At 67.5% G+C, this 23,534-nt stretch carries 18 protein-coding genes, 4 tRNA genes and 1 pseudogene; 16 read left to right on the top strand and 7 right to left on the bottom strand.

Annotation, left to right across the window (positions count from 1 at the left end):
* The first annotated feature begins 89 nt into the window (after window positions 1-89).
* From dnaK to dapB, 3 genes are all read left to right on the top strand, one after another.
* Entirely contained in the window at window positions 90-2,033 is a 1,944-nt protein-coding gene (gene dnaK, locus ACAM26_RS12305; RefSeq protein ID WP_369613777.1) for a molecular chaperone DnaK, read from the top strand.
* A gap of 122 nt (window positions 2,034-2,155) precedes the next feature.
* A complete protein-coding gene (dnaJ, locus tag ACAM26_RS12300; RefSeq protein WP_123141367.1) occupies window positions 2,156-3,298 on the top strand; it encodes a molecular chaperone DnaJ in 1,143 nt (380 codons plus the stop codon).
* Window positions 3,299-3,361: 63 nt separating this feature from the next.
* Window positions 3,362-4,177, top strand: a complete 816-nt coding sequence (dapB, locus tag ACAM26_RS12295) for a 4-hydroxy-tetrahydrodipicolinate reductase (protein WP_123141366.1) — start codon at window positions 3,362-3,364, stop codon at window positions 4,175-4,177.
* A 40-nt stretch (window positions 4,178-4,217) separates the two neighbouring features.
* Here dapB and ACAM26_RS12290 read toward each other — a convergent pair whose 3' ends face one another.
* Window positions 4,218-4,610 (bottom strand): DUF3775 domain-containing protein, encoded by a 393-nt coding sequence (locus ACAM26_RS12290; RefSeq protein ID WP_123141365.1) that lies wholly within the window; start codon window positions 4,608-4,610, stop codon window positions 4,218-4,220.
* Window positions 4,611-4,753: 143 nt separating this feature from the next.
* On the opposite strand from ACAM26_RS12290, the gene ACAM26_RS12285 reads away from it, so the two are divergent.
* The 11 genes from ACAM26_RS12285 (at window position 4,754) to ACAM26_RS12235 (ending at window position 13,958) form a co-directional block, all read left to right on the top strand.
* Window positions 4,754-5,542, top strand: a complete 789-nt coding sequence (locus ACAM26_RS12285; protein WP_123141364.1) for a M48 family metallopeptidase — start codon at window positions 4,754-4,756, stop codon at window positions 5,540-5,542.
* Window positions 5,523-6,650, top strand: a complete 1,128-nt coding sequence (locus ACAM26_RS12280; RefSeq protein ID WP_369613776.1) for a lipocalin-like domain-containing protein — start codon at window positions 5,523-5,525, stop codon at window positions 6,648-6,650. Before ACAM26_RS12285 ends, ACAM26_RS12280 begins: the two co-directional genes overlap by 20 nt.
* A gap of 32 nt (window positions 6,651-6,682) precedes the next feature.
* On the top strand, window positions 6,683-8,059 hold the full coding sequence (locus tag ACAM26_RS12275) for a hypothetical protein (RefSeq protein ID WP_369613775.1): 1,377 nt from the start codon (window positions 6,683-6,685) through the stop codon (window positions 8,057-8,059).
* A gap of 108 nt (window positions 8,060-8,167) precedes the next feature.
* A tRNA-Met gene (locus tag ACAM26_RS12270) sits at window positions 8,168-8,244 on the top strand.
* Between the two features lie 74 nt (window positions 8,245-8,318).
* Window positions 8,319-8,395 (top strand) — tRNA-Met (locus tag ACAM26_RS12265).
* Between the two features lie 73 nt (window positions 8,396-8,468).
* A tRNA-Met gene (locus ACAM26_RS12260) sits at window positions 8,469-8,545 on the top strand.
* 73 nt (window positions 8,546-8,618) lie between these two features.
* Window positions 8,619-8,695 (top strand) — tRNA-Met (locus ACAM26_RS12255).
* Window positions 8,696-8,958: 263 nt separating this feature from the next.
* Window positions 8,959-10,578, top strand: coding sequence for a tetratricopeptide repeat-containing response regulator (locus ACAM26_RS12250; RefSeq protein ID WP_123143091.1), 1,620 nt, complete (start codon window positions 8,959-8,961; stop codon window positions 10,576-10,578).
* 44 nt (window positions 10,579-10,622) lie between these two features.
* Window positions 10,623-11,312, top strand: coding sequence for a sensor histidine kinase KdpD (locus tag ACAM26_RS12245; protein WP_123143090.1), 690 nt, complete (start codon window positions 10,623-10,625; stop codon window positions 11,310-11,312).
* Entirely contained in the window at window positions 11,309-13,060 is a 1,752-nt protein-coding gene (locus tag ACAM26_RS12240; RefSeq protein WP_369613774.1) for a VWA domain-containing protein, read from the top strand. The genes ACAM26_RS12245 and ACAM26_RS12240 overlap by 4 nt, the downstream gene beginning before the upstream one ends.
* A 19-nt stretch (window positions 13,061-13,079) precedes the next feature.
* The gene (locus tag ACAM26_RS12235; RefSeq protein ID WP_123143088.1) at window positions 13,080-13,958 is read left to right on the top strand and encodes a hypothetical protein; all 879 of its coding nucleotides are present in this window, start codon (window positions 13,080-13,082) and stop codon (window positions 13,956-13,958) included.
* An 8-nt stretch (window positions 13,959-13,966) separates the two neighbouring features.
* Here ACAM26_RS12235 and ACAM26_RS12230 read toward each other — a convergent pair whose 3' ends face one another.
* Together ACAM26_RS12230 and ACAM26_RS12225 are read right to left on the bottom strand one after the other, a co-directional pair.
* Complete coding sequence (locus tag ACAM26_RS12230; protein WP_369613773.1) at window positions 13,967-15,646, bottom strand: diguanylate cyclase; 1,680 nt, start codon at window positions 15,644-15,646, stop codon at window positions 13,967-13,969.
* Between the two features lie 48 nt (window positions 15,647-15,694).
* Window positions 15,695-15,874 (bottom strand): PLDc N-terminal domain-containing protein, encoded by a 180-nt coding sequence (locus ACAM26_RS12225; protein WP_062271220.1) that lies wholly within the window; start codon window positions 15,872-15,874, stop codon window positions 15,695-15,697.
* Between the two features lie 426 nt (window positions 15,875-16,300).
* On the opposite strand from ACAM26_RS12225, the pseudogene ACAM26_RS12220 reads away from it, so the two are divergent.
* Window positions 16,301-16,405 (top strand): annotated as a pseudogene (locus ACAM26_RS12220) (IS481 family transposase); the annotation flags it as partial.
* Window positions 16,406-16,436: 31 nt separating this feature from the next.
* On the opposite strand, the gene ACAM26_RS12215 reads toward ACAM26_RS12220, so the two are convergent.
* Window positions 16,437-17,735, bottom strand: coding sequence for a methyl-accepting chemotaxis protein (locus ACAM26_RS12215; protein ID WP_123143086.1), 1,299 nt, complete (start codon window positions 17,733-17,735; stop codon window positions 16,437-16,439).
* A 76-nt stretch (window positions 17,736-17,811) separates the two neighbouring features.
* Here ACAM26_RS12215 and ACAM26_RS12210 point away from each other — a divergent pair.
* Window positions 17,812-18,521, top strand: a protein-coding gene (locus ACAM26_RS12210; protein ID WP_369613789.1) for an IS1 family transposase whose coding sequence is annotated in 2 segments (ribosomal slippage) — window positions 17,812-18,090 and window positions 18,093-18,521 — 708 coding nt in all. Because the reading frame shifts where the segments join, the coding sequence is not laid out codon by codon here.
* 670 nt (window positions 18,522-19,191) lie between these two features.
* On the opposite strand, the gene ACAM26_RS12205 is transcribed toward ACAM26_RS12210, so the two are convergent.
* The 3 genes from ACAM26_RS12205 to ACAM26_RS12195 all read right to left on the bottom strand — a co-directional run bounded on the left by ACAM26_RS12205 (window position 19,192) and on the right by ACAM26_RS12195 (window position 23,377).
* Entirely contained in the window at window positions 19,192-20,139 is a 948-nt protein-coding gene (locus ACAM26_RS12205; RefSeq protein ID WP_132229433.1) for a zinc metalloprotease HtpX, read from the bottom strand.
* Between the two features lie 55 nt (window positions 20,140-20,194).
* Window positions 20,195-20,398 (bottom strand): 4-oxalocrotonate tautomerase family protein, encoded by a 204-nt coding sequence (locus tag ACAM26_RS12200; protein ID WP_369613772.1) that lies wholly within the window; start codon window positions 20,396-20,398, stop codon window positions 20,195-20,197.
* Between the two features lie 111 nt (window positions 20,399-20,509).
* Window positions 20,510-23,377, bottom strand: coding sequence for a ribonucleoside-diphosphate reductase subunit alpha (locus ACAM26_RS12195; protein WP_369613771.1), 2,868 nt, complete (start codon window positions 23,375-23,377; stop codon window positions 20,510-20,512).
* Window positions 23,378-23,534: the final 157 nt, after the last annotated feature.

Raw genomic sequence — 23,534 nt, 5'->3', positions numbered from 1 at the left:
GCATCGCTTGAACGCCCTGGGGGGCTCCCCCAACTGATCGAACAGCCAGGCGCCAAGGCGCCATACGACACAATTCGGAGACGATAGTCATGGGAAAAATCATCGGTATCGACCTCGGCACCACCAACTCCTGCGTGGCGGTGATGGAGGGCGACAGCGTCAAGGTCATCGAGAACGCCGAGGGTGATCGCACCACCCCCTCGATCATCGCCTACACCAACGACGGTGAGGTGCTCGTCGGCCAGTCGGCCAAGCGTCAGTCGGTCACCAACCCGACCAACACCCTGTTCGCGGTCAAGCGTCTGATCGGCCGCCGCTTCGACGACTCGGTCGTCAGCAAGGACAAGGACATGGTCCCCTACAAGATCGTCAAGGCCGACAACGGCGACGCCTGGGTCGAGGTCAGCGGCAAGAAGATGGCGCCGCCGGAGATCTCGGCCAAGGTGCTGCAGAAGATGAAGAAGACCGCCGAGGACTATCTCGGCGCCGAGGTCACCGAGGCGGTGATCACCGTCCCGGCCTACTTCAACGACTCGCAGCGTCAGGCCACCAAGGACGCCGGTCGCATCGCCGGGCTCGATGTCAAGCGCATCATCAACGAGCCGACCGCCGCGGCCCTGGCCTACGGCATGGACAAGCAGCGCGGCGACCAGAAGATCGCCGTCTACGACCTCGGTGGCGGCACCTTCGACATCTCGATCATCGAGATCGCCGAGATCGAGGGCGAGCACCAGTTCGAGGTGCTCTCGACCAATGGTGACACCTTCCTCGGCGGCGAGGACTTCGACCTGCGCATCATCGACCACCTGGTCGAGTCCTTCAAGAAGGAGCAGGGCGTCGATCTGCGCAACGATCCGCTGGCGCTGCAGCGTCTCAAGGAGGCCGCCGAGAAGGCCAAGATCGAGCTGTCCTCGAGCCAGCAGACCGACATCAACCTGCCCTACATCACCGCCGACCAGAGCGGTCCCAAGCACCTCAACCTCAAGCTCACCCGCGCCAAGCTCGAGTCGCTGGTCGAGGAGCTGGTCGATCGCACCATCGCGCCCTGCCGCACCGCGCTGAAGGACGCCGGTCTCACCGCCGGCGAGATCGACGAGGTGATCCTGGTCGGTGGCCAGACCCGCATGCCCAAGGTCCAGGCCAAGGTCGAGGAGTTCTTCGGCAAGACCCCGCGCCGTGACGTCAACCCCGACGAGGCGGTGGCCATCGGTGCCTCGATCCAGGGCGGCGTGCTCGGCGGCGAGGTCAAGGACGTGCTGCTGCTCGACGTCACCCCGCTGTCGCTCGGCATCGAGACCCTCGGCGGCGTGATGACCAAGCTCATCGAGAAGAACACCACCATCCCGACCTCCGCCGGTCAGGTGTTCTCCACCGCCGACGACAATCAGACCGCGGTCACCGTGCACGTGCTCCAGGGCGAGCGCGAGCGTGCCGCGAGCAACAAGTCGCTGGGTCGCTTCGACCTCTCCGACATCCCGCCGGCGCCGCGCGGCGTGCCGCAGATCGAGGTCAAGTTCGACATCGACGCCAACGGCATCCTCAACGTCTCGGCCAAGGACAAGGCCACCGGCAAGGAGCAGTCGATCGTCATCAAGGCCTCCTCCGGTCTGTCCGACGACGAGATCGAGCGTATGGTCAAGGACGCCGAGGCCCACGCCGAGGACGACCGTCACTTCCAGGAGCTGGTCGCCGCGCGCAACCAGGCCGACACCATGATCCACGCGACCCGCAAGTCGATGGAGCAGCTCGGTGACAAGGTCGAGAGCGGCGAGCGCGAGTCGATCGAGAGCGCCATCAAGGACCTCGAGGAGGCCATGGGTGGCGAGGACAAGGAGCGCATCAAGGCGCTGACCAAGACCCTCGGCGAGTCCTCGGCGAAGATGGCCGAGCGACTCTACGCCCAGAACGCCGAGGCCGCCGGCGGCGAGGCCGGCGCCGAGGGTGGCGCCGACGCCCAGTCGTCCGGCGCCAAGGGCGGTGCCGACGATGTGGTCGACGCCGAGTTTGAAGAAGTCAAAGACGACAAGAAGTGAGGTGAGCGGCCGCCAGGCGGCCGCCTCGACCTTTGTGGCGAAAGCGTACCGACGTTCTGCGTCCGTGCGCTTTCTGCTTATGAACACGTCCGAGGCTGGCGTGCTGCGGCTGGAATGAATCAATGTCAAAACGCGACTACTACGAAGTCCTCGGTGTTCAGCGCAACGCCAGCGAGGCCGATCTCAAGAAGGCCTTTCGCCGCTTGGCGATGAAGTATCATCCCGACCGCAACGGCGGCGCGGATGCCGAGACCAAGTTCAAGGAGGCCAAGGAGGCCTACGACGTCCTCAGCGACGCCAAGAAACGCTCGGCCTACGACCAGTTCGGCCATGCCGGGGTCGAAGGCGGTCCGGGCGGCTTCGGCGGCGCCGGTGACTTTGGCGGCGCCGGCTCCTTCTCCGACATCTTCGGCGACGTCTTCGGCGACATCTTCGGCGGCCGTGCCGGGGGTGGTGGCGGACGCCGCGCCCAGCGCGGGGTCGACCTGCGCTACGACCTCAGCCTGACGCTCGAGGAGGCGGTCAACGGCAAGGATGTCAGCATCCGCATCCCCACCCAGGTCGACTGTCAGTTCTGCGGCGGCAGCGGCGCCAAGCCCGGCACCAAGCCCAAGACCTGTCCCACCTGCGGCGGTGTCGGTCAGGTGCGCATGCAGCAGGGCTTCTTCTCCATCCAGCAGACCTGTCCCGAGTGTCGCGGCACCGGGCACGTGATCGAGGAGCCCTGCTCGCACTGTCGTGGCCAGGGCCGGGTGCAGGAGGAGAAGACGCTGTCGGTGAAGATCCCCGCCGGCGTCGACACCGGTGATCGCATCCGCCTCGCCGGCGAGGGCGATCGCGGCGAACTCGGCGGTCCGCCCGGCGATCTCTACGTCCAGGTGCAGGTGCAGCCGCACCCGATCTTCACCCGCGAGGACAGCAACCTCTACTGCCAGGTGCCGATCGGCTTCGTCGCCGCCGCGCTCGGCGGCGAGCTGGAGGTGCCGACGCTCGACGGCAAGGTGATGCTGAAGATCCCCGCCGGCACCCAGACCGGCAAGATGTTCCGGGTCCGCGGCAAGGGCGTGAAGCCGGTGCGCGGCGGCCCGGTCGGCGATCTCATCTGCAAGGTGGTGATCGAGACCCCGGTCAACCTCACCGAGCGTCAGCAGGAACTGCTGCGGGACTTCGAGGAGAGCGTCCGCGAGGGCGGCTCGCGCCACAACCCGCAATCGCACTCCTGGCTCGACGGGGTCAAGAGCTTCTTCGAGAAGATGGGGCTCTAGGCCCGGCACTCGCCGCACCGCGCCGCGCGCGGTGCGTCATCCGCCAACAAGGACATCCTTCACATGACAGACATCAGGATCGCAGTGGCCGGTGCCGGCGGGCGCATGGGACGCGCGCTGGTACAGGCCGTCACCGAGGCCGAGGGCGTGGTGCTCGGCGCCGCCACCGAGCGCGCGGGCAGTTCGCTGCTCGGCACCGATGCCGGTGAGCTGGCCGGGGTCGGCGCGCTCGGCGTGACCCTCGTTGCCGAGCTGGCGACGGTGCTCGACGACTTCGACGTGCTCATCGACTTCACCGCGCCGGCGGCCACGCTCGCCCATCTCGAACTCTGCCGCGGCGCCGGCAAGCGCATGGTGATCGGCACCACCGGCTTCGACGAGGCCGGGCGTGCGGCGATCGCCGCGGCCGCCGAGTCGATCGGCATCGTCTTCGCGCCGAACATGAGCGTCGGCGTCAACCTGACCTTCAAGCTGCTCGACATCGCCGCGCGGGTGCTCGGCGACGAGGTCGACATCGAGATCATCGAGGCCCATCACCGTCACAAGGTCGATGCCCCCTCGGGCACCGCGCTGCGCATGGGCGAGGTGGTGGCCGAGGCGCTCGGGCGCGATCTCGACGAGGTCGCCGTCTACGGGCGCGAGGGTCACACCGGCGCGCGCGAGCGCCGTACCATCGGCTTCGAGACCATCCGCGCCGGCGATGTGGTCGGCGAGCACAGCGTCTGGTTCGCCGCCGAGGGCGAGCGCGTGGAGATCGCCCACAAGGCCTCCAGCCGCATGACCTTCGCCAGCGGTGCGGTGCGTGCCGCCGGTTGGATCGGCGCGCGCTCGCGCGGCCAGTTCGACATGCAGGACGTGCTCGGGCTGCGCGATTACTGAGTCGCCCGTCGCCCCGCCGCCGGCGGGGCGACGACCCGGCTCAGTCCTGACAGGAGTAGCCGAAGGCGATCAGCCCTTCCTCCAGGTCGTCGGCGACCATCGGGTGGACCAGCAGATAGGCCGCCGCGCGCAGCGAATACTCGCCGATGGCGTCATCGACCGCCGTCTCCCAGTCCTCCAGCTCGTAGTCGCCGCGCCCCAGCCACATCAGCGCCACCAGCTCGGCACGCTGACGCTGGCTCATCTCGGCGATGGCCTCGGTCATCGCCACCAGCGCCATGTCGTCGCTGTGGTCGGCGAGCATCTGCAGTCCCCAGTCCTCGGTCGGGCTCGAGGGGACGTCCGGCAGCACCACCTCCTCCTTGGCCTGGAACTCGCGGACCTTGCCGATGATCTGGCACAGGGTCTGGGGTTGGATGTGAAGCTTGCTCATCGATCTCCTCGCTCTCGACGGAGTCCGGCCGCGGGATGCGGTGCGTCGTCGAATGGCCAGTGTACACCGCCGCGCCGGGGTGGTGGCGCGCCGTCTCCGTCCCCATCTGCCCTGCAATGATCACTGCACGAGAGAGCCCCCGGATGTCCCCCTCGTCGCCCGCCCGCCGGCTGCTGCCCTGGTTGCTGGCGCTGATGCTGTGGGGCTGCGCCAGCGCTCCCGAGACCGGGCGCAGCCAGCTGATGCTGATCGATCACGCCGAGGAGGCCAGGCTCGGCGCCCGTGGCTTCGCGCAGATCAAGCGCGAGCTGCCGCGCGCCCGCGACCGTGCCGCCCAGGCGCGCGTCGAGCGCATCGGGCGGCGTATCGCCCGGGTCGTCGAGCTGCCCGGGGCGCGCTGGGAGTTCGTGCTGTTCGAGGACCCCAGCCCCAACGCCTTCGCCCTGCCGGGCGGCAAGGTCGGGATCAACACCGGCATCCTGCCGATCGCCCGCACTGATGCCGGGCTGGCCACGGTGATGGCCCACGAGATCGCTCATGTGGTGGCCCGTCACGGCGCCGAGCAACGCTCCCAGGAGATGCTCGCCGGACTCGGCGCCGGACTGCTCTCGGCGGTGCTCGGCGCCCAGGGCGTGCCGGGTAGCGATCTGGCGGTACAGGCCTATGGCGTCGGCGCCCGGCTCGGGGTGATCCTGCCCTATTCGCGTGCCCACGAACTCGAGGCCGACCGTCTGGGGCTCTTCTACATGGCCCGCGCTGGCTACGACCCGCGCGAGGCGATTGCCTTCTGGCAGCGTTTCCAGGCCGCCAGCCGGGGCAGGGCGGCACCGCCCGAGTTCCTCAGCACCCACCCGGTCGATACCACCCGTCTCGCGCAGCTGCGCGAGCTGCTGCCCGAGGCCGAGGCGATCTATGTGTGGAAGGCGCGCTGAGCGACGAGGCTGGTACGCCGCCCGGCTGCCGATCCTGGCGCTGGCCGGGCTGCTCGGCGGTTGCGAAGCGCCCCCGCCCCCCGTCGAGCAGGATGCTGCGCTGCTCGCCGGGGCCGCCGCGCTGCTCGCCCCCGGCGCGGTGCCGGGTCCGCTGAGCCTGCCCGCCGATCATGGCGCCCATCCGTCCCAGGGGCTGGAGCTGTGGCGGCTCCAGGCGCGGGTCGAGGAGGCCGATGGACGGGCGCATCTGCTCACCCTGGGGGTCGTCCGCCTGACCCTGGCGACACCGCCCGATCCTCCGCTCTCGGCCTGGCGCGGCGATCGGCTGCTGTGGGGCTGGTCGCAGCGGCTGGGACCGGTCGGGGTCGCGTTCGAGCAGCGCCGCGCCCGCGCCGTGCTCGGGCTGGCCGGGGCAACGGCGGACCCGCCGCGGGTGTGGGTGCGCGACTGGACGCTCGACCTCGGGCCGGGGCGCCCGCCTTGGCGTCTGCGCTTCGAGGATGCTGTCGGGAGGCGGCTGGTGCTCGCCGGCGGCGCCCCGGCGCTCGGGCTGGCGCGGCTTGCCGCGACCCTCGGCGCCGAGGCGACGACCGCCGGCCCGCAAGGCTATCTGTTGCCGGGGCTGAGCGTGAGCGGGCAGCTGCTCGTCGACGGCCGGCCGCGCGCGGTCGAGGGGCGCGCCTGGTTCGAGCATCTCTGGGCCGGGGGCGGGGAGGGTGCTGGTGTCGGGCTGCGCCTCACCCGGCTGACGCTCCAGCTCGACGAGGCCCGCACCCTGGCCTGTGTCGAGCTGCGTCGTGCCGAGGCGGGCGGGCGACCGATCCCGGGCTGCGTGCTGGTCACTGACGACGGTCAGGTGCGCGCGTTCAGACGGCGCGAGCTGCGTCTCGAGGCGCAGGAGCGCGGCACGCACCCGGCGCGCTGGCGCCTCGAGATCCCCGCCCTCGCGCTGGCCGTGGCGCTGGCGCCCTGGGAGGATGCGCCGGGGCCGATCGCGCCGGGCGTGGCGGTGCGGGTCGCCGGCAGCGTCGAGGGGCGTGTGATCGATGGTTGGGGCTGGGTCGAGTCCGGCGGGCCGGGGCAGCGGATACGCGGGGAGGGTGAATGATGCGCTGGCGTGATCGTCGATGCTGGTCCTGGATGCTGCTCGCACTGGCGCTCGCCGGTTGCGACCGTCCGGGTGAGAAGGCCGAGGCCGGGCGCATCCCCGCCGCCGAGCAACGCCCGGGCGATCCGGTGCGCGGGCGCGATGCCCTGCTCAATCGCGCGGTGGTGACCTGTGGCCCGCCCCATGCCGCCTATGCCGCGCGCGCCGGGGCGGGGGGCGCACCGGCGCTCAATCCCGCCGGGCGTACCGGGCGCAACGCCGAGCTGCCCTATATGCTCACCGCCCATGTCGACCCCGCCGGGGTCGAGCTGGTGACCTCGAACTGTCTCGGCTGTCATGCCGCGCCGCTCGAGGGCGAGCTGGTGATCGGGCTGGGCAACGAGTTCCTCGATCTGACCGAGGACCCGCTGGTGGCGATCGAGGCGCTCGGCGCGGGGCTCGCGCCCGGCCCCGAGCGCGCGGCCTGGCGGCGCTGGGCCGATCGTATCGGGCGCATCGCCGACTACATGATGACCGACACCGTCGGGGTGAACTCGGCCAACAACCTCACCCTGGCGCTGATGGCCCATCGCGACCCGCAGACCCTGGCCTGGTCCGATACGCCGCTGATCGCACCGCCGCCGACACGTCCGCTGCCGGTGAGCGTGCCGCCCTGGTGGCACCTCGCCAAGAAGCACGCGGTCTTCTACAACGGTGAGGGGCGCGGTGATCATGTGCGCTACATGATCCTGGCCTCGACCACCTGTACCGACAGCGTCGCCGAGGCGCGTGCGATCGATGCCTGGTTCGTCGACGTGCGCGCCTATCTCGCCACCCTGCGCCCGCCGCCCTATCCCTATCCGATCGACGCCGAGCTGGCGCGCGTCGGCGAGCGCGTGTTCGCCGATCGCTGCGCGAGCTGTCACGGCACCCAGGGCGCCGACGGGCGCTATCCGAACAAGCTCGTCGCCCTCGGCAAGGTCGGCACCGACCCGGCGCTGGCGCGGGCGGCCTTCGCCGAGTCCGATCGTTTCCTCGACTGGTTCCACGACTCCTTCTATGGCGAGCTGGGACGCTCGCGTCCCGGGCTGGGCTATGTCGCGCCGCCGCTCGACGGTATCTGGGCGACCGCGCCCTATCTGCACAACGGCGCGGTGCCGACGCTCGCCGACCTGCTCGAGAGCGGCGCGCGCCCGGCCTTCTGGCGCCACCAGCGCAGCGGCCAGGCGCTGCCCGAGTACGACACCGAGCGTCTCGGCTGGCGCTACCGGCGTCTCGCCGCGGGCAAGTCGGCGGCGATGAGCTGGGCGGAGCGCAAGCACATCTACGACACCAGCCTCCACGGCTACGGCAACCAGGGGCACGACTTCGGCGACCGGCTCGCCCCGGCGGCGCGCCGCGCGCTGCTCGAGTATCTCAAGACCCTGTGAGCGTCCCCGCATCGGCGCTCGCGGTGCCGTGTCCGGCGGGGTGAAAGACCTTGACGGAAAAAAGACTTGCGCCCCTCCACAGTCGTCCCTATAATTCTCGGTCTCGATTGCGGGGTGGAGCAGTCAGGCAGCTCGTCGGGCTCATAACCCGAAGGTCGTAGGTTCAAATCCTGCCCCCGCTACCACATCTCGTCGCGCCGATCGCAAGACCGGCTCGACAGGGTCGCAAGACCCAGCCCAAGCGGGCACACAGTTCAGTTGCGGGGTGGAGCAGTCAGGCAGCTCGTCGGGCTCATAACCCGAAGGTCGTAGGTTCAAATCCTGCCCCCGCTACCACATCTCGTCGCGCCGGTCGCAAGACCGCTCGACAGGGTCGCAAGACCCGGCCCAAGCGGGCACACAGTTCAGTTGCGGGGTGGAGCAGTCAGGCAGCTCGTCGGGCTCATAACCCGAAGGTCGTAGGTTCAAATCCTGCCCCCGCTACCACATCTCGTCGCGCCGGTCGCAAGACCGCTCGACAGGGTCGCAAGACCCGGCCCAAGCGGGCACACAGTTCAGTTGCGGGGTGGAGCAGTCAGGCAGCTCGTCGGGCTCATAACCCGAAGGTCGTAGGTTCAAATCCTGCCCCCGCTACCACATCTCGGCCCACAGCATTCGTGTTGTGGGCCGTTTTTGTTTCTATCGCACCCCTTCGATGTCTTGCCGCCGGACGAGGCGGGCGTTAGCATCCCTTTTGTGATCCGGTTCCGATATCACCGCCCGGCGTTCGGTGCCCCGGCGCTTCGGTCCGGGCGCGATCGGGTCGACCCTTGCCCGAGGTCGAGGGCGCATCCATGTGCAGGAAGGTGTCGACCCGATCGGCATCCCTATCCAGCCCAGCACCGCGGGGAGCAAGTCAGATGGCGCCACCGGCCGATTTCTCCAAGAAAACCTATCTGGTCATCGACGACTTCTCCGACATGCGCTCGGTGATGCGCAGCATCCTGCACTCGCTCGGCGTCACCCGCATCGACCAGGCCCGCGATGGTAACGAGGCGATCGGGTTGATGGAGCGCCGTCACTACGATGTGGTGCTGTGCGATTACAACCTCGGTAGCGGCAAGGACGGCCAGCAGGTGCTCGAGGAGGCGCGCCATCGCGCGCTGATCGGGGTCGATACCATCTTCATCATGGTCACCGCCGAGAACACCCGCGAGATGGTGATGGGCGCGGTGGAGTTCGCCCCCGACAACTATCTCGCCAAGCCCTTCACCAAGGAGCTGATCAAGACCCGGCTGGCCAAGCTGTTCGAGCGCAAGTCCGACCTCGCCGAGGTCAACCGCGCGCTGGTGGCCAAGGACTATGGCGGGGCGATCGCCGCGCTCGACACCCTGATCGCCGGCAAGCCGCGCAATCTCGCCGAGCTGTTGCGGCTCAAGGCCGATACCTGCATCACCGCCAATCGCTACGATGACGCCATGGCGATCTACGACGAGGTGCTCGAGGGGCGCGACCTCAACTGGGCGCATCTCGGCAAGGGGCGGGTGCTGTTCCAGCAGAAGCAGTATGTCGCCGCCCAGGAGGTGTTCGAGCGTCTGCTCGAGCTCGACCCCAACTTCATCCCCGGCTACGACTGGCTTGCGCGCGCCCAGTTCGCGCAGAAGGCCTTTCCCGCCGCGGAGAAGACCCTGCAGAAGGGCGCCAAGCTCTCGCCGCGCAGCGTCGAGCGCCAGCAGCGTCTCGGCGAGCTGGCGCTGAGCAACGACGATCGCGAGGTCGCCGAGAGCGCCTTCGATCGCGCGGTGGCCTTCGCCAAGCACTCGGTACACAATCACCCCTCGATCTATGCCGGACTGGCCAAGGCCAAGAGCGCCAACGACAAGCACGTCGAGGCACTGAAGGTGATCGGCGAGATCGACAAGACCTTCGGCGACGACCCCGAGGCGGCCTTCTACAAGGCCAGTACCACCGCGGTGGTCAAGCGGCGCAAGGGTGATGCCCAGGGCGCCGCCGAGGCCTTCGCCGCCGCCGGCGAGGCGATGAACGCGCTCGGCGAGCTGGCCTCGCCACAGCTCGCGCTGGAGATGGTCAAGACCTGCTCGGAGCTGGGCGAGCCGGAGAAGGCCACGGGTTATCTGCGCACCGCGATCGCCAACAACCACGACGATCACGCCTTCCTCGCCGAGGTGATGCACGTGTGCGAGGAGAGCGGCATCGCCGAGGAGGCCGACGCGGCCATCCGCGCCATCCAGCAGGACGTGGTACGCACCAACAACCAGGGGGTGCGGCTGATCAAGCAGGGCGAGTTCGGCGCGGCCATCGAGCTGCTGCGCCAGGCCGCCGACGAGATGCCGGCCAACAAGACGATCAACCTCAACGCCGCCAAGGCCTGTATCATCAAGATGGAGCGCAACGGCACCTCGCCCGAGGAGATCCAGCTGGTACGGCGCTACATCGAGCGCGTCCAGCACGTCGCCCCGGGTGACTGGCGGCTCAACGACGTGCAGACGCGCCTGCAGCGACTGGCGACCGAGACCTGAGCGGGCCTGTGCGCCCTGGCCTAGAACCGGACGGCTCTGAACACATGGATTTCTCAGACATCCTTGCCTCCTCGATCCACGACATCAAGAACTCGCTCGGGCTGATCTTCAACAGCCTCGACGATCTGGTCGACGATCCGGCCAACCAGCTCGCCGACCCGCGCAAGGCGAGCCTGATCAAGCACGAGGTGCAGCGCGCCAACAACAACCTGGTACAGCTGCTCACCCTCTACAAGCTCGGCAACGCCCAGCTCGCGGTGCGCATCGCCGCGCACAACCTCGAGGAGTTCTGCGAGGAAGTGGTCGCCGAGTGCCAGGCGGTGTGCACCGCGCTCGGTCTCGATCTCGACTACGACTGCGACCCCGAGTTGACCGGCTACTTCGACTGGGAACTGGTGCGCGGGGTGCTGACCAGCAGCATCGGCAACGCCCAGCGCTATGCCCACGCCCGTATCCGGCTCAGCGCCGCCGAGGAGCAGGGCATGCTGGTGATTCGCGTCGAGGACGACGGCGCCGGCTTCCCCGCCGCGGTGATCGATCTGCTGCCCGATGACGGGCAGCCCGACTGGTCCTCGGAGTCCGAGACCGCGCCGGGCACCAGCCGCACCCGGCTCGGGCTCTACTTCGCCCATCAGGTGGCGCGGCTGCACCATACCCCGGAAGCGTTCGGGCGGATCGGCCTGAGCAACGCCCATCATCTCCCCGGTGGTTGCTTCGAGCTGTGGCTGCCGTGAGTCGTCTCTCCGTGCGATCCTGGCCGCTGCTGCTCTGCCTGCTGCTCCTGCCCGCCACGCCGTTCGCCGCGCCCGAGGACGTGCGACTGCTGATCGACGTCTCCGGCAGCATGCGCCAGAACGACCCCAAGAACCTGCGGGTACCGGCGCTGCGGCTGGTCAATTCGCTGCTCCCGGCCGGCGCGCGCGCCGGGGTCTGGACCTTCGCCGAGGGCGCCGAGGTGCTGGCCGCGCCCGGGGTGGTCGACGACGACTGGCGCCGGCGCACCACCGCGAACCTCCGCCAGGTGCACTCGCGCGGGCTGTTCACCGATATCGAGGCGGCGCTGAAGGCCGCCACCGCCGACTGGGATGGTCCGCCCGGCGAGGGCGCGCGCCACGTCATCCTGCTCACCGACGGGCTGGTCGACGTCGCCAAGGACGATACCCGCGATGTCGCCTCGCGTCGGCGCATCCTCTCCGAGCAGCTCGACCGGTTGCGCGAGTTGGGGGTGAAGGTGCACGCGGTGGCGCTCTCCGACAACGTCGACACCGAGCTGCTCGAGGCGCTCACCGAGCGTACCGGCGGCTGGCTGGAGTCGGCCTCCAGCGCCGAGCAGCTGCAACGGGTCTTCCTCCACATGCTCGAACAGTCGGCGGCGCCGACCACGGTGCCGATCGAGGGCAATCACTTCGAGATCGACGCCCAGGTCTCCGAGTTCACCCTGCTGGTGTTCCGCGCCCCCGGCGGCGAGACCCGGCTGGTCAGTCCCGACGGCCAGACCCTCTCGGCCACCGCCCACGGTCCCATGGTGCAGTGGCGCGGCGAGCCCGGCTACGACCTGGTCACCATCGAGCGCCCGGCGCCCGGGCGCTGGACGCTCGACGGCGGGCTCGACCCCGACAACCGTGTGGCGGTGGTCACCGATCTCGGTATCGACGCCGCCCCGGTGCCGGCGGCGCTGCACTCGGGCGACACCCTGAGGCTCGAGGCCTGGATCACCGATCACGGTGCGCCGGTCGCCCGCACCGACTTCCTCAAGCTGCTCTCGGCCAAGGCGATCCTCACCCTGGCCGATGATCCGACCCGGCGCATCGACCAGCCGCTCGCGCTCGACCCGGCACGCAACCGTTTCACCGCCGAGATCAAGGCCAACGCCTTCGCCGCCGGGGTCTACGACCTCAGCCTGCTGATCGACGGCGAGACCTTCAAGCGTCAGTTGCAGCGTCGTCTGCGCGTCACCCCGACGCCGCTGACCCTCGACTATCAGGCGCGGGTGCTCGACCCCGCCTCGCCGAGCGAGAACGGTGACGCGGCGGCGGAGGACGCCGCGCCCAGGCCGCCTGCGCTGCTGCGGGTGGTGCTCAATCTCGAGCGCGATCAGGTCGCCCCCGAGAGCCTGTTCGGCTATGTGCGGCTGGAGGGGCCCGGGGGCGCGCAGTCGCTGCTCGAGATCGCCGCGCCGACGTCCCTGCCGATGCTCTACGAACTGCCGGTCACACAGCCCGGCAGCTATCGGGTCGGTGCGCGGCTGGCCGCGCGTACCGTCAACGGCAGCTCGATCCTGCTCGAACCCCCCGACGAGACCCTGGAGTTCGCCTTCACCGCGCCCGTCGAGGAGCCGCCGGCGCCGCCGCCGGGCGAGTTCTCCTGGCTGGTGTTCGCGCTCTATGTGCTCGGCGGCAACCTGCTGCTCGCCGCCGCGCTCGGGCTGACCTGGTGGTTGTTCAAGCGGGCCGCGGCGAAGCAGGCCGCTGCGGAGGCGTGATGGGCACGGGGGAGACGACATGAGCGCGATCGAGATCGGCGGCCTCATCCTCAGCGTCGAGTTCGCCCTGGTGGCCTGGGGCGTGCTCTTCTTCATGCTCAGGCGCCAGCGCAAGGGCGACAGACAGGCCCAGGCCGACGCCAGCGCCGTGCTCGAGCAGGTCGATACCGGCGAGGAGGCACGCCGCGAGGCGCTTGCCGGGGTCTTCGCCGCGACCTATCAGCTCGAGGGCGATGAGCTGCAGTCGACCGTCGACGAGTATCTGGAGCGCGAGCGCGCCTTCTACAACGCGATGCTCGACATCTATCTCGAACGCAGCGGCGAGAAGCTCCAGGACCTGCCCAAGGAGCTGACCAAGGTGCTCGCGCCACTGGTGCACATGACCCCGACCAACATGGTCGATGTCGAGCAGCTCTCCGATCTCGAGGACGCCAAGGCGCAGCTCGAGGCCGAACTCGGCGACACCAAGAAGACCCTCAACCAGCTCATGGACGAGTACAACGCCGCCTTCAGCGCCCAGCAGCAGGAGGCAGCCGCGGCTGCCGCCAGCCCGACCGAGACGACGGGGGGCGGCGAGGACGCCGATGTGATCGACGACATCGACGCGCTGCTCGCCGAGGCCGGCGCCGATTTCGATGCCGCTGCGCCCGAGCCTTCAGTCCAGCCCCAGCCCGACGCCGATGCGCCCGAGTCTGAGGAGATGGAGATGGAGATGGAGGCCGAGGAGATGGAGGCGCCGAGCTTCGAGCTGGCCGATGAGTTCGAGATCGGCGAGGAGACCGACGAGGACCAGCAGCAGGCGGGGGACGACGAGGAGATCTGGCAGGAGAAGCTCGAGGAACTCAGCGATCTGTTCGAGACCCCGGAGGACGAGGCCAAGGGCAAGGACAAGGGCTGAGGTTGCGCTCAGCCGCCGTGAACCCGGCAGCAGTTGCGCCCGGAACGCTTGGCCTCGTAGAGCGCGGCATCGGCGCGGCGGTAGACGTCTTCCGGGGTGTCGTCCTCGACGAAGGCGGCCAGCCCGCAGGACATGGTCACCGGGACCGGCTGACCGCGGTACTGGAAGCGTGAGGCGGCGACCTGCTCGCGCAGCTTCTCGGCGACCTCGAGTGCGGTCTCGATCGAGGTCTCGGGCAGCAGCATCATGAACTCCTCGCCGCCGAAACGGGCGACGAAGTCGCTCTTGCGGATCGAGGTGCGCAACAGCTTGCCGAGGATCTTGAGCACGTTGTCGCCGGCGGTGTGACCGAAGCGGTCGTTGATCCGCTTGAAGAAGTCGACGTCCCAGATGCTCAGCACCGCCGGGTGGCCGTAGCGCGCCCAGCGCTCGCACTCCTGGGCGATGCGCTCGTCATAGGCCAGCCGGTTGCTCAGCCCGGTGAGGCTGTCGAACAGCGCGCGCTGGCGTGCCTCGTGCAGCAACTGACGCAGCTCGCCGCTCTCCTCCTGGACTTTGCCCAGCTCCTGCTTGAGATGATCGATCTCGGCGCGCGCCTGGTTGAGCTGCTCCTGCTCCAGGCTGCGTCGGGCATCCATGTGCTGCTGGATGTTGCTCAGGTGCCCCTGGATCGAGAGCTTGAGCTGATCGACGTCCTGGGCGGCGTCGACCGAGCGGCGGATGCGGGCGACCTCGGCGGACATGTCGGCATCGATCGAGGCGCCCTGTCGAGCGCTCTCCTCACGCTGCCCGAACGAGGCCTCGAGATAGCGGTCGAGCGCCTCGAGCCGTCCGGTGAGCTGGGAGAGGAAGTGCTCGATGTCCTTCTTCTCCTGCTCGAGATGATGACGCGCGCGTGCCAGCAGGTCGGCGATCTCGGTGACCGCGCGCTCGGCGGTCTCGGCGCTCGGCTCGTCGCGCAGCAGCGTGGTGATGGCGCTGAACTGCTTGGCGAAGGTCTCGGGGAGGTCGAGACGGTGGATCAGGTCGAGCAGCACCAGGTTGAAGGCCGGTAGCGACGGATCGAGCGTGGTGGTGAGGTCATCGCTCGGCGGCAGCGGGGCCTCGATCTCGGCAGGCTGGGTGTCGAGGTCGACCAGCTCCGTCGGCGTCTCCTCGGCGCCGCTCTCGCGATGTCCGCCGAACAGCCGTCCGAACAGCCCCTCGCTGCCTTGCTCGGAGCTGGCGAGCCAGTCGGTGAGGGTGCGGGCATAGTCGGAGTAGGCGGCGAGCGCGGCGCCGAGTCCTGGCTCGCGTCGCGCATCGCGCAGCCGCTTGCGCAGCGTCTTGGTCTCCTTCTTCAGCGCGCCGGGGAGACGCTGCTGCTCGAGCAGGTCGTCGAGCCGGGCGATGGCGCGATCGAGGTCGTCGGGCTGGGCGCGCTGCTCGTCGAGACGCAGCATCGACTCGGAGATGTCCTCCATCAGCAGGCCGATCTGCTTGGCCGTGGCGTTCTTGCGGATCGCCTGACGCAAGGACTCGAGCTGTTCCTCGAACGTCCTGTCCGGGGTCTCCACCGCGAGGCTCAGGCGCGAGACGGCGTAACGCAGCGTCTTCTCGATCTGCGCCCAGGCCTTTTCCTTCGCCTCCAGGGTGTCGAGCGTCCCGTAGTACTTCTCTTTCCAGTGATTGGTGTCTTGCGAGGCCATGTGGACGCGAGTCCTCTGGGTGGTGGACGCTGGGCGTGTGGTGCCGGTTCAGCGCTTGGGGCCGAGTAACAGCCAGAGGATGAAGCCGAGCAGGGGAAGGAGCAGGATCAGTACGATCCACAGCACCTTGGAGAGGGTGCCGGCACGACTCTGCACCGTGCTGACGATGGCCCACACATTCAGTACCAGCAGCAGTAATCCAAAAAATCCGCTGACTTCTATCGACATCGATCGACTCCTGGTGATCCGGTTCGCCCCGGGCACGCCGGGGCGTGTCGAGGCTGGACCCTATGATGGTTGACGACCCCCGGAGGGGCGTCAAGCGCAGCGGCTATTTTCCTTGATCGCCGTCTGGATATCGGCCCGACATGGGGGCGGCGCGTGAGCGATCGCTCAGGACCACAGCCCCCAGAGATGAGCACGCCGCGGTGCGGGCGCCGGGGAGAGGGGCGGTGCAGCCCGCCGGGGCCGGTCGGCAGCCTCGGGCGAGGTGGCGCGGCGAGTGCACGCAGTCGCTCGATGCGTGCCTCGGTCGAGGGGTGGGTCCGCAGCAGCGAAGGTTCGGGCAGGCGTCAATGGGGCGCGAGCAGCCGCTCCCAGCCGCGTCCCTGCAGTCGCTCGATGCGCGCCAGTCGAAAAAACGGGGAAACCTCAGCGCTCGGACGCATCGCTCCGATTCAAGCGCTCAAGGAATGGGCGCAGAAACACCCTGAGCTATTCAATAAGCGGGTATGCAATCTCAGGGGGCTTGAGAACTAACTCGCGCTTGTTTGAGCTTGTCCCCACACCCCTATTTCACCTTGTCACGTAACGCCTCGGCCGCTTCGAGAGCACTCTTCACGAGGTTAGCCGCTTCGTCGGTGGCCTGTGCTGCCTCGGCCCCATTGCGGGCAATATCCTCCACCACTGCGTTCTGCTCAGTGACGCTGGCCGCGACCGACTGCATTGAGGATCTGACTTCACCGATCTGGCGACTCGCCTCGGTCACTCGCTCCGACAAGTTGACGATCCGACCGACGTTGTCGGCGATTTGGAGGCGCGTTTCTTCGGTCTTTTCGGCAATCTGCTGCGTGGCTTCCTGGGTTTTTTGAGCCAGCTGTTTGACCTCGTTCGCCACGACCGCGAAGCCGCGCCCGTGCTCCCCGGCGCGAGCCGACTCGATCGACGCGTTCAGCGCCAGAAGGTTGGTTTGGTTGGCGATTTCTCGAATGACCGTGCTCATCATCGAGATCTGCTCGCCAACTGTTGCCAAGGCGCGTATGGCGTCGGCCGCTTCCTGTGCTTCGTCGCCGACCTGTTGCGCGATCTTTTCGACGGTGTTCACCGTAGCTACCGTAGTCTCGGCCGAGCGGCTAATCTCTAAGGTCGAGTACGAGAGCTCTTCAGCGGCGGTAGCGACGCTCTTGATGTTTCCCGAGACTTCGTGGATTGCATGAGCGGTGCTCGTCGATAGCTCTTGGACGCGATCACTGGCGCGCGACATCTGGAACTTCAGCTCCTCCTGAGGATCCACCCATTCCACGACATAAGCCGGTTGGCCAGATAAATCCTCAACGGTCTTGGTATAGACCCGGAAATGGTTCAGCCCACCTCCGAAGTCTTGAGCGAATATTGTGTTCGGCTGTCCTTTGCTCAGACACGCTCTACCGCAATTTTCGGTCTTGCAGATATTGGCGCCCCACTCATGGCAAGGCCGATCGAGAAACTCGCTAAGAGGCTTGCCAAAAGCAGCCCGAACCGGATGGTTCACGTAGAGCCATCGCCATTCCTTGTCTCCCGGTTCGCCGATCGCTGTGACTGAGCAGGGTTGATCGCATGCATCCAAGATGCCCATGAAGAAACGCTCACGCTCACGTTGGATCTTTTCGAGATTTTCGAGGTGCCTTGGGATGCGTGATCGCAGGTACCACGCGGCGGTGAAACCGATCAGCACTCCGAGCGGCCAGATCCAGTCGTCGGAGAATCGCCAGAGCAGCGCGCCGAGCAGGGCAATGCCTGCAAAGGCAAGGGTCATCAGGCGGCTCAGTCGATTGATTTCATGCCGAAACTCCCGCAGTGCCGTGGGCACGGAATGGTGATCGATAACCATCGTTAATCGGTAGTGCCCTGACCGATAGGTTTCGATAAGATCAGAATCTCTTGCTTTAAGGATGAAGAAGATGTATCTGACATGTCCGCAGTGTCACTCCAACCATGTGACCAAAAATGGATTCAACCGGCTGAAAAAGCAGTTGTACAAGTGTCAAGATTGCGGTCGCCAGTTCGTTCTCCATCCTGCCAAGGGGCCGGTTTCTCAGGAAACCCGCGAACTGATCGATCGGTTGCTGCTGGAAAAAATCTCCCTGGCCGGAATTGCCCGTGCGGTGAAGGTCTCCGAGGCTTGGCTGCAGAACTACGTGAACGAGAAGTACAAGAAGGTTCCTCGTCAGGTCGCGCTAAAAAAAACACCACACCCTACGGAGTGATCCTGGAGTGCGACGAACTGTGGTCCTTTGTCGGAAAACGCCTGAACAAACAATGGATCTGGCTCGCCATGGATCGCCTGACCCGGCGTATCGTCGGGGTCCATGTTGGCGATCGTACGGAGCGCTCCGCACAGGCTCTGTGGGATTCCATCCCAGCGCAATATCAGACTTCCGCTCCCGTCTACACAGATTTCTGGAGCGCCTATGCGCGGATCATCCCGGCACACCGACATTATCCCAGTGCGAAGTCACAAGGGGAAACCAACCATATCGAACGGTTTAACGGTACACTCCGGCAGCGTATCTCCCGCTTGGTGAGAAAGTCGCTCGCATTCTCGAAAAACCAGGAAAACCATCTGGGTGCACTCTGGCACTTCATTCATCACTACAACGAAACGATGTGCGCTTGACTCACTGCGGGTGAGCCAAACACATTGAGCGATTCAAAATCCTATCGGTCAGGGCACTACCCGTTAATCCTCAAGGATACGAGAGAGTCATAGCGGGTCAACAAGATTACCCCGCTACCTTTGACTCTTTCTTGAAAAGGCACCTATTCAGTCAATGCGGTCTGTTTCAATGGCCCTGTGAACGGCATTCGCCTTCTTTCGGTTTTCAATACGGGGTCTACGTCTCTGCGGATATACGCTCGTGACGGGATCTTTCGTTTCGGCTATCTTCCCTGCGCAGCTTTAGCATATGCGATCTGCTCGTTCAAGACACTGCTCGCACCTGGAATCGGGAATGTGTTCGCTTTTCGTTGGTAACGCTACCGCCAATTCAGCCGGCACGACTGACGGTAAGCCGCGTGAATCAGACGCTCATGTTCAATCGCGCGCGTCCGTTTGCGTGTGATGACACCAGGGTCAGGACGATCACTTGGTCCGGGGCTTTTTGCGCGATGAGTCGCGAGCCGAATTGGCCCGGTGAGTGTGCCTTTAGTGTGGCACGCCGGGGCGTGTCGAGGCTGGATCCTATGATGGTTGACGGCCCCCGGAGGGGCGTCAAGCGTGTGGTGGCTATTTTCCTTGATCGCCGTCTGGATATCGGCCCGACATGGGAGGGCGCGTGAGCGATCACTCACGACCACAGCCCCCAGAGATGAGAGCGCCGCGGTGCGGGTGCCGGGGAGAGGGGTGGGTGCAGCCCGCCGGGGCCGGTCGGCAGCCTCGGGCGAGGTGGCGCGGCGAGTGCGCGCAGTCGCTCGATGCGTGCCTCGGTCGAGGGGTGGGTCCGCAGCAGCGAAGGTTCGGGCAGGCGCCAATGGGGCGCGAGCAGCCGCTCCCAGCCGCTGCCCTGCAGGCGCTCGATGCGCGCCAGCGCACGCGCCAGTCCCTCGGGGTCGCCGGTGAGCTCGACGGCGCGCCGATCGGCCTCGAACTCGCGGCTGCGCGAGAGCGCGAACTGCGCCAGCGCGCTCAACGTCGGCGCGAACACCAGCACCAGCAGCGCCGCCCAGGGCACCTCGACCCCGCCGAGCAGCGCCAGCGGCAGGGCGATCAGCACCAGCAGTTGGCCGATCAGGCTCAGCAGGTTGGTGAGTCGGCTGACCAGATCGGCGAAGGCCATCACCCGCAGGTCGTCGTTGGCGATGTGGCCGACCTCGTGGGCGAGCACCGCGATCAGCTCGCGCTCGTCGAGCCGACGCAGGGTCATCTCGGAGACGGCGATCACCGAGGACCAGGGACCGCCGGTGGCGAAGGCGTTGACCACCCGCGAGGGGATGTAATAGAGCAGCGGCACCCGAGGCAGCCCGGCGCGCGCGGCCAGGGTCTCGAGCACCCGATAGAGCGCCGGGGCCTGATGCGGCGCGAGCAGCTGGCCGCGATAGAGCGAAAGGGCCAGACGGGGCGAGGCCAGCGGGGTGAACAGATAGAGCGCCGCCACCACCACCAGGGCGAGCAGCGCCAGATCGGGACCGCCGAGGATCCAGGCCAGGGTCGAGAGCAGGGTGGCGAGCACCGCCAGCAGCGCGGCGGTGTGTAGCTGGTTGAGTCGGCGGTGCGTGGTCAGTCGTCGGGTATCCATCACCACCTGATGATGGCGACGGAGGGCGCGGCGGACAAGCGCCGCCTCGCCGTGCTCAGCGCCTCTCGGCGCGGCGGCGTGTCACCGTCTCGCCGCCGATCCCCCAGTTGTCGGTCTCGACCTCGTCGATCACCACCACCGTGGTCTGCGGGTTCTTGTCGAGCACCCGGGCGAGCAGCTCGGTGACCCCGCTGATCAGCTCGGCCTTCTGCTCGGCGCTCGCCCCCTCGCGGGTGATCTTGATGTTGACGTAGGGCATGGTGGTCTCCTGGGCCGTTATTGATCGAGCAGTGGTCTCTTAATCCACAGCGCTTCGCGTTGACTTGAGTCGTAGGCGCGAACGGCGCCGCCGCGCCGTCCGCGCGGGTTGCTACTGGCAGGCCTCGCACTCGGGATCGTCGATGGCGCAGGCGCGTGGCGTCTGCTCGGCGGTGCCGTAGCTGCCGCCGACCGCGCTCAGGCGGTTGGCGCGCTGGTTGTCGGCGAGGGTCGATTTCTCGACGTGGGTGGCGCCCTGCGAGCGCAGGTAATAGGTGGTCTTCAGCCCGCGCACCCAGGCGAGCTTGTAGAGGTTGTCGAGCTTCTTGCCGCTCGGCTCGGCCATGTAGAGGTTGAGGCTCTGTGCCTGATCGAGCCACTTCTGGCGGCGCGCGGCGGCCTCGATCAGCCAGCGCGGGTCGATCTCGAAGGCGGTGGCATAGCGCTGCTTGAGCGTCTCGGGGATGCGCTCGATCGGTTGCAGCGAGCCGTCGTAGTACTTGAGGTCGTTGACCATCACCTCGTCCCACAGCCCGAGCGCCTTGAGTTCGGCGATCAGCTCGGGGTTGACCACGGTGAACTCGCCCGAGAGGTTCGATTTCACGAACAGGTTCTGGTAGGTCGGCTCGATCGACTGACTGACCCCGACGATGTTGCTGATGGTCGCCGTCGGCGCGATCGCCAGACAGTTGGAGTTGCGCATCCCGACCTCGCGCACCCGCGCGCGCAACGCGTTCCAGTCGAGGGTGGTGGTGGTGTCGACCTGGAGATACTCGCCGCGCGATTCGGCGAGCAGGGCGATGCTGTCGATCGGCAGGATGCCCCGGCTCCACAGCGAGCCCTCGAAGCTCGGGTAGCGCCCGCGCTCGGCGGCCAGCTCGCAGCTCGCCTCGATCGCGTAGTAGCTCAGCACCTCCATGCTGCGATCGGCGAACTGCACCGCCTCGGGGCTGGCGTAGGACAGCCCGAGACGATGGAGCGCGTCCTGGAAGCCCATGATGCCGAGCCCCACCGGGCGGTGGCGCCGATTGGCCTCGCGCGCCTGGGGGACGTTGTAGAAGTTGTAGTCGATGACGTTGTCGAGCATGCGCATGGCGGTGCGCACGGTACGGCGCAGCCGCTCGAGGTCGAGCCCCTTGGCGGTGACGTGGGCGGCGAGGTTGACCGAGCCGAGGTTGCACACCGCGATCTCCGCGTCGCTGGTGTGCAGGGTGATCTCGGTGCACAGGTTGGAGCTGTGCACCACCCCGGCGTGCTGGTTGGTGTAGCGCAGGTTGCAGGGGTCCTTGAAGGCGATCCAGGGGTGACCGGTCTCGAACAGCATGCCGAGCATCTTGCGCCACAGATCGACCGCCCTGAGGGTCTTGCTCACCCGCAGCTCGCCGCGCGCGGCGCGCGCCTCGTAGTCGCAGTAGGCGCGCTCGAACGCCGCGCCGCTGAGATCGTGCAGGTCGGGGGTCTCGTCGGGCGAGAACAGCGTCCAGGGGCCGTCCTCGGCCACCCGCTTCATGAACAGGTCCGGCACCCAGTTGGCGGTGTTCATGTCGTGGGTGCGGCGGCGGTCGTCGCCGGTGTTCTTGCGCAGGTCGAGGAACTCCTCGATGTCGATGTGCCAGGTCTCGAGATAGGCGCACACCGCGCCCTTGCGCTTGCCGCCCTGGTTGACCGCAACGGCGGTGTCGTTGGCGACCTTGAGGAAGGGCACCACGCCCTGGCTCTTGCCGTTGGTGCCCTTGATGTGCGCGCCCATGCCGCGCACCCGGCTCCAGTCGTTGCCCAGGCCGCCGGCGAACTTGGAGAGCAGGGCGTTGTCCTTGATCGCGCTGTAGATGCCGTCGAGGTCGTCGGCCACCGTGGTCAGGTAGCACGAACTCAGCTGCGGGCGCAGGGTGGCGGAGTTGAACAGCGTCGGGGTCGAGCTCATGAAGTCGAAGCTCGACAGCAGCTCGTAGAACTCGATGGCGCGCGTCTCGCGATCGGACTCGTTGATCGCCAGCCCCATCGCCACGCGCATGAAGAAGGCCTGCGGCAGCTCCAGGCGCACCGCGTCGCGGGTGCGGATGAAATAGCGGTCGTAGAGCGTCTGCAACCCGAGATAGCCGAACTGCAGGTCGCGCTCGGGGCGCAGCGCCGCGCCCAACCGGTCGAGGTCGAAGCGGGCAAGCTCGGGGTCGAGCAGTTCGAGTTCGATGGCGCGTGCCACATAGGCCGCGAGATAGGCGCCGTAGCGCTCGCCGAGGTCGGCCTGGGTCTCGACCCCCTCGGCCAGCCCCAGCGCGCCCAGCGCCTCGCGGCGGAGGATGTCGAGCAGCAGCCGCGCGGCGACCTGGTTGTACTCGGGCTCGCGCTCGATCTGGGTGCGCGCGGCCATCACCAGCGCCTGGCGCACGTCGCGCTCGGCCACGCCGTCGAAGAGGTTGCGCAGGGTCTCGTCGACGATCGCCTGGGGGTCGACCCAGTCGAGTCCGCGACAGGCCTCGTCGACCAGTCGGGTCATCCGCGCCAGATCGAGCGGGCGGGGGCTGCCGTCGTCGCCGGTGATGGTGAGCGCCGGGCGGGTGTCGCTCGTCGCCGGGACGGGCTCGCGGCGCTGGTCGCGGGCGCGGGCGTGCTGCTCGCGATAGAGCACGTAGGCGCGCGCCACCGGGTGCTCGCCGGCGCGCATCAGCGCCAGCTCGACCTGATCCTGGATGTCCTCGATGTGCACCGTGCCGCCGCCGGGCAGACGGCGGGTGAGGGCGGCGACGACCTGCTCGGTGAGCGCCTCGACGCGTTCGTGGACGCGGGTCGAGCCGGCGGCGCTACCGCCCTCGACGGCGAGGAAGGCCTTGGTCATGGCCACCGCGATCTTGCTCGGGTCGAAGCCGGTGACCTTGCCGTTGCGCCGGATCACCTGCAACCGGCCCGGGGTCGGACCGCCCTGGGGACCGGCTGGCGCGCGCGTCTGCTGATCCGGGCTTGCGGTGTTGTCGGCGGACATGGAGATCTCCTTGTGAGGTGTCTGTCCACGGCCGATCTGGGGGTGTGGCCGTGGTGGGGTGTGCGGGATGGCGTGTCAATATATGTGCGTTTTCTCGGGTGTCAACCACAATATATTGATGACTTGGCCCGGTGGAGCATGCGGCGCGCGCGCTCCG

This window comes from Marichromatium sp. PS1 (assembly GCF_041155115.1).
GTDB lineage: Bacteria > Pseudomonadota > Gammaproteobacteria > Chromatiales > Chromatiaceae > Marichromatium > Marichromatium gracile.
Note: the sequence above shows the minus strand (reverse complement) of the source record. Positions and strands in the feature narration are given on the sequence as shown.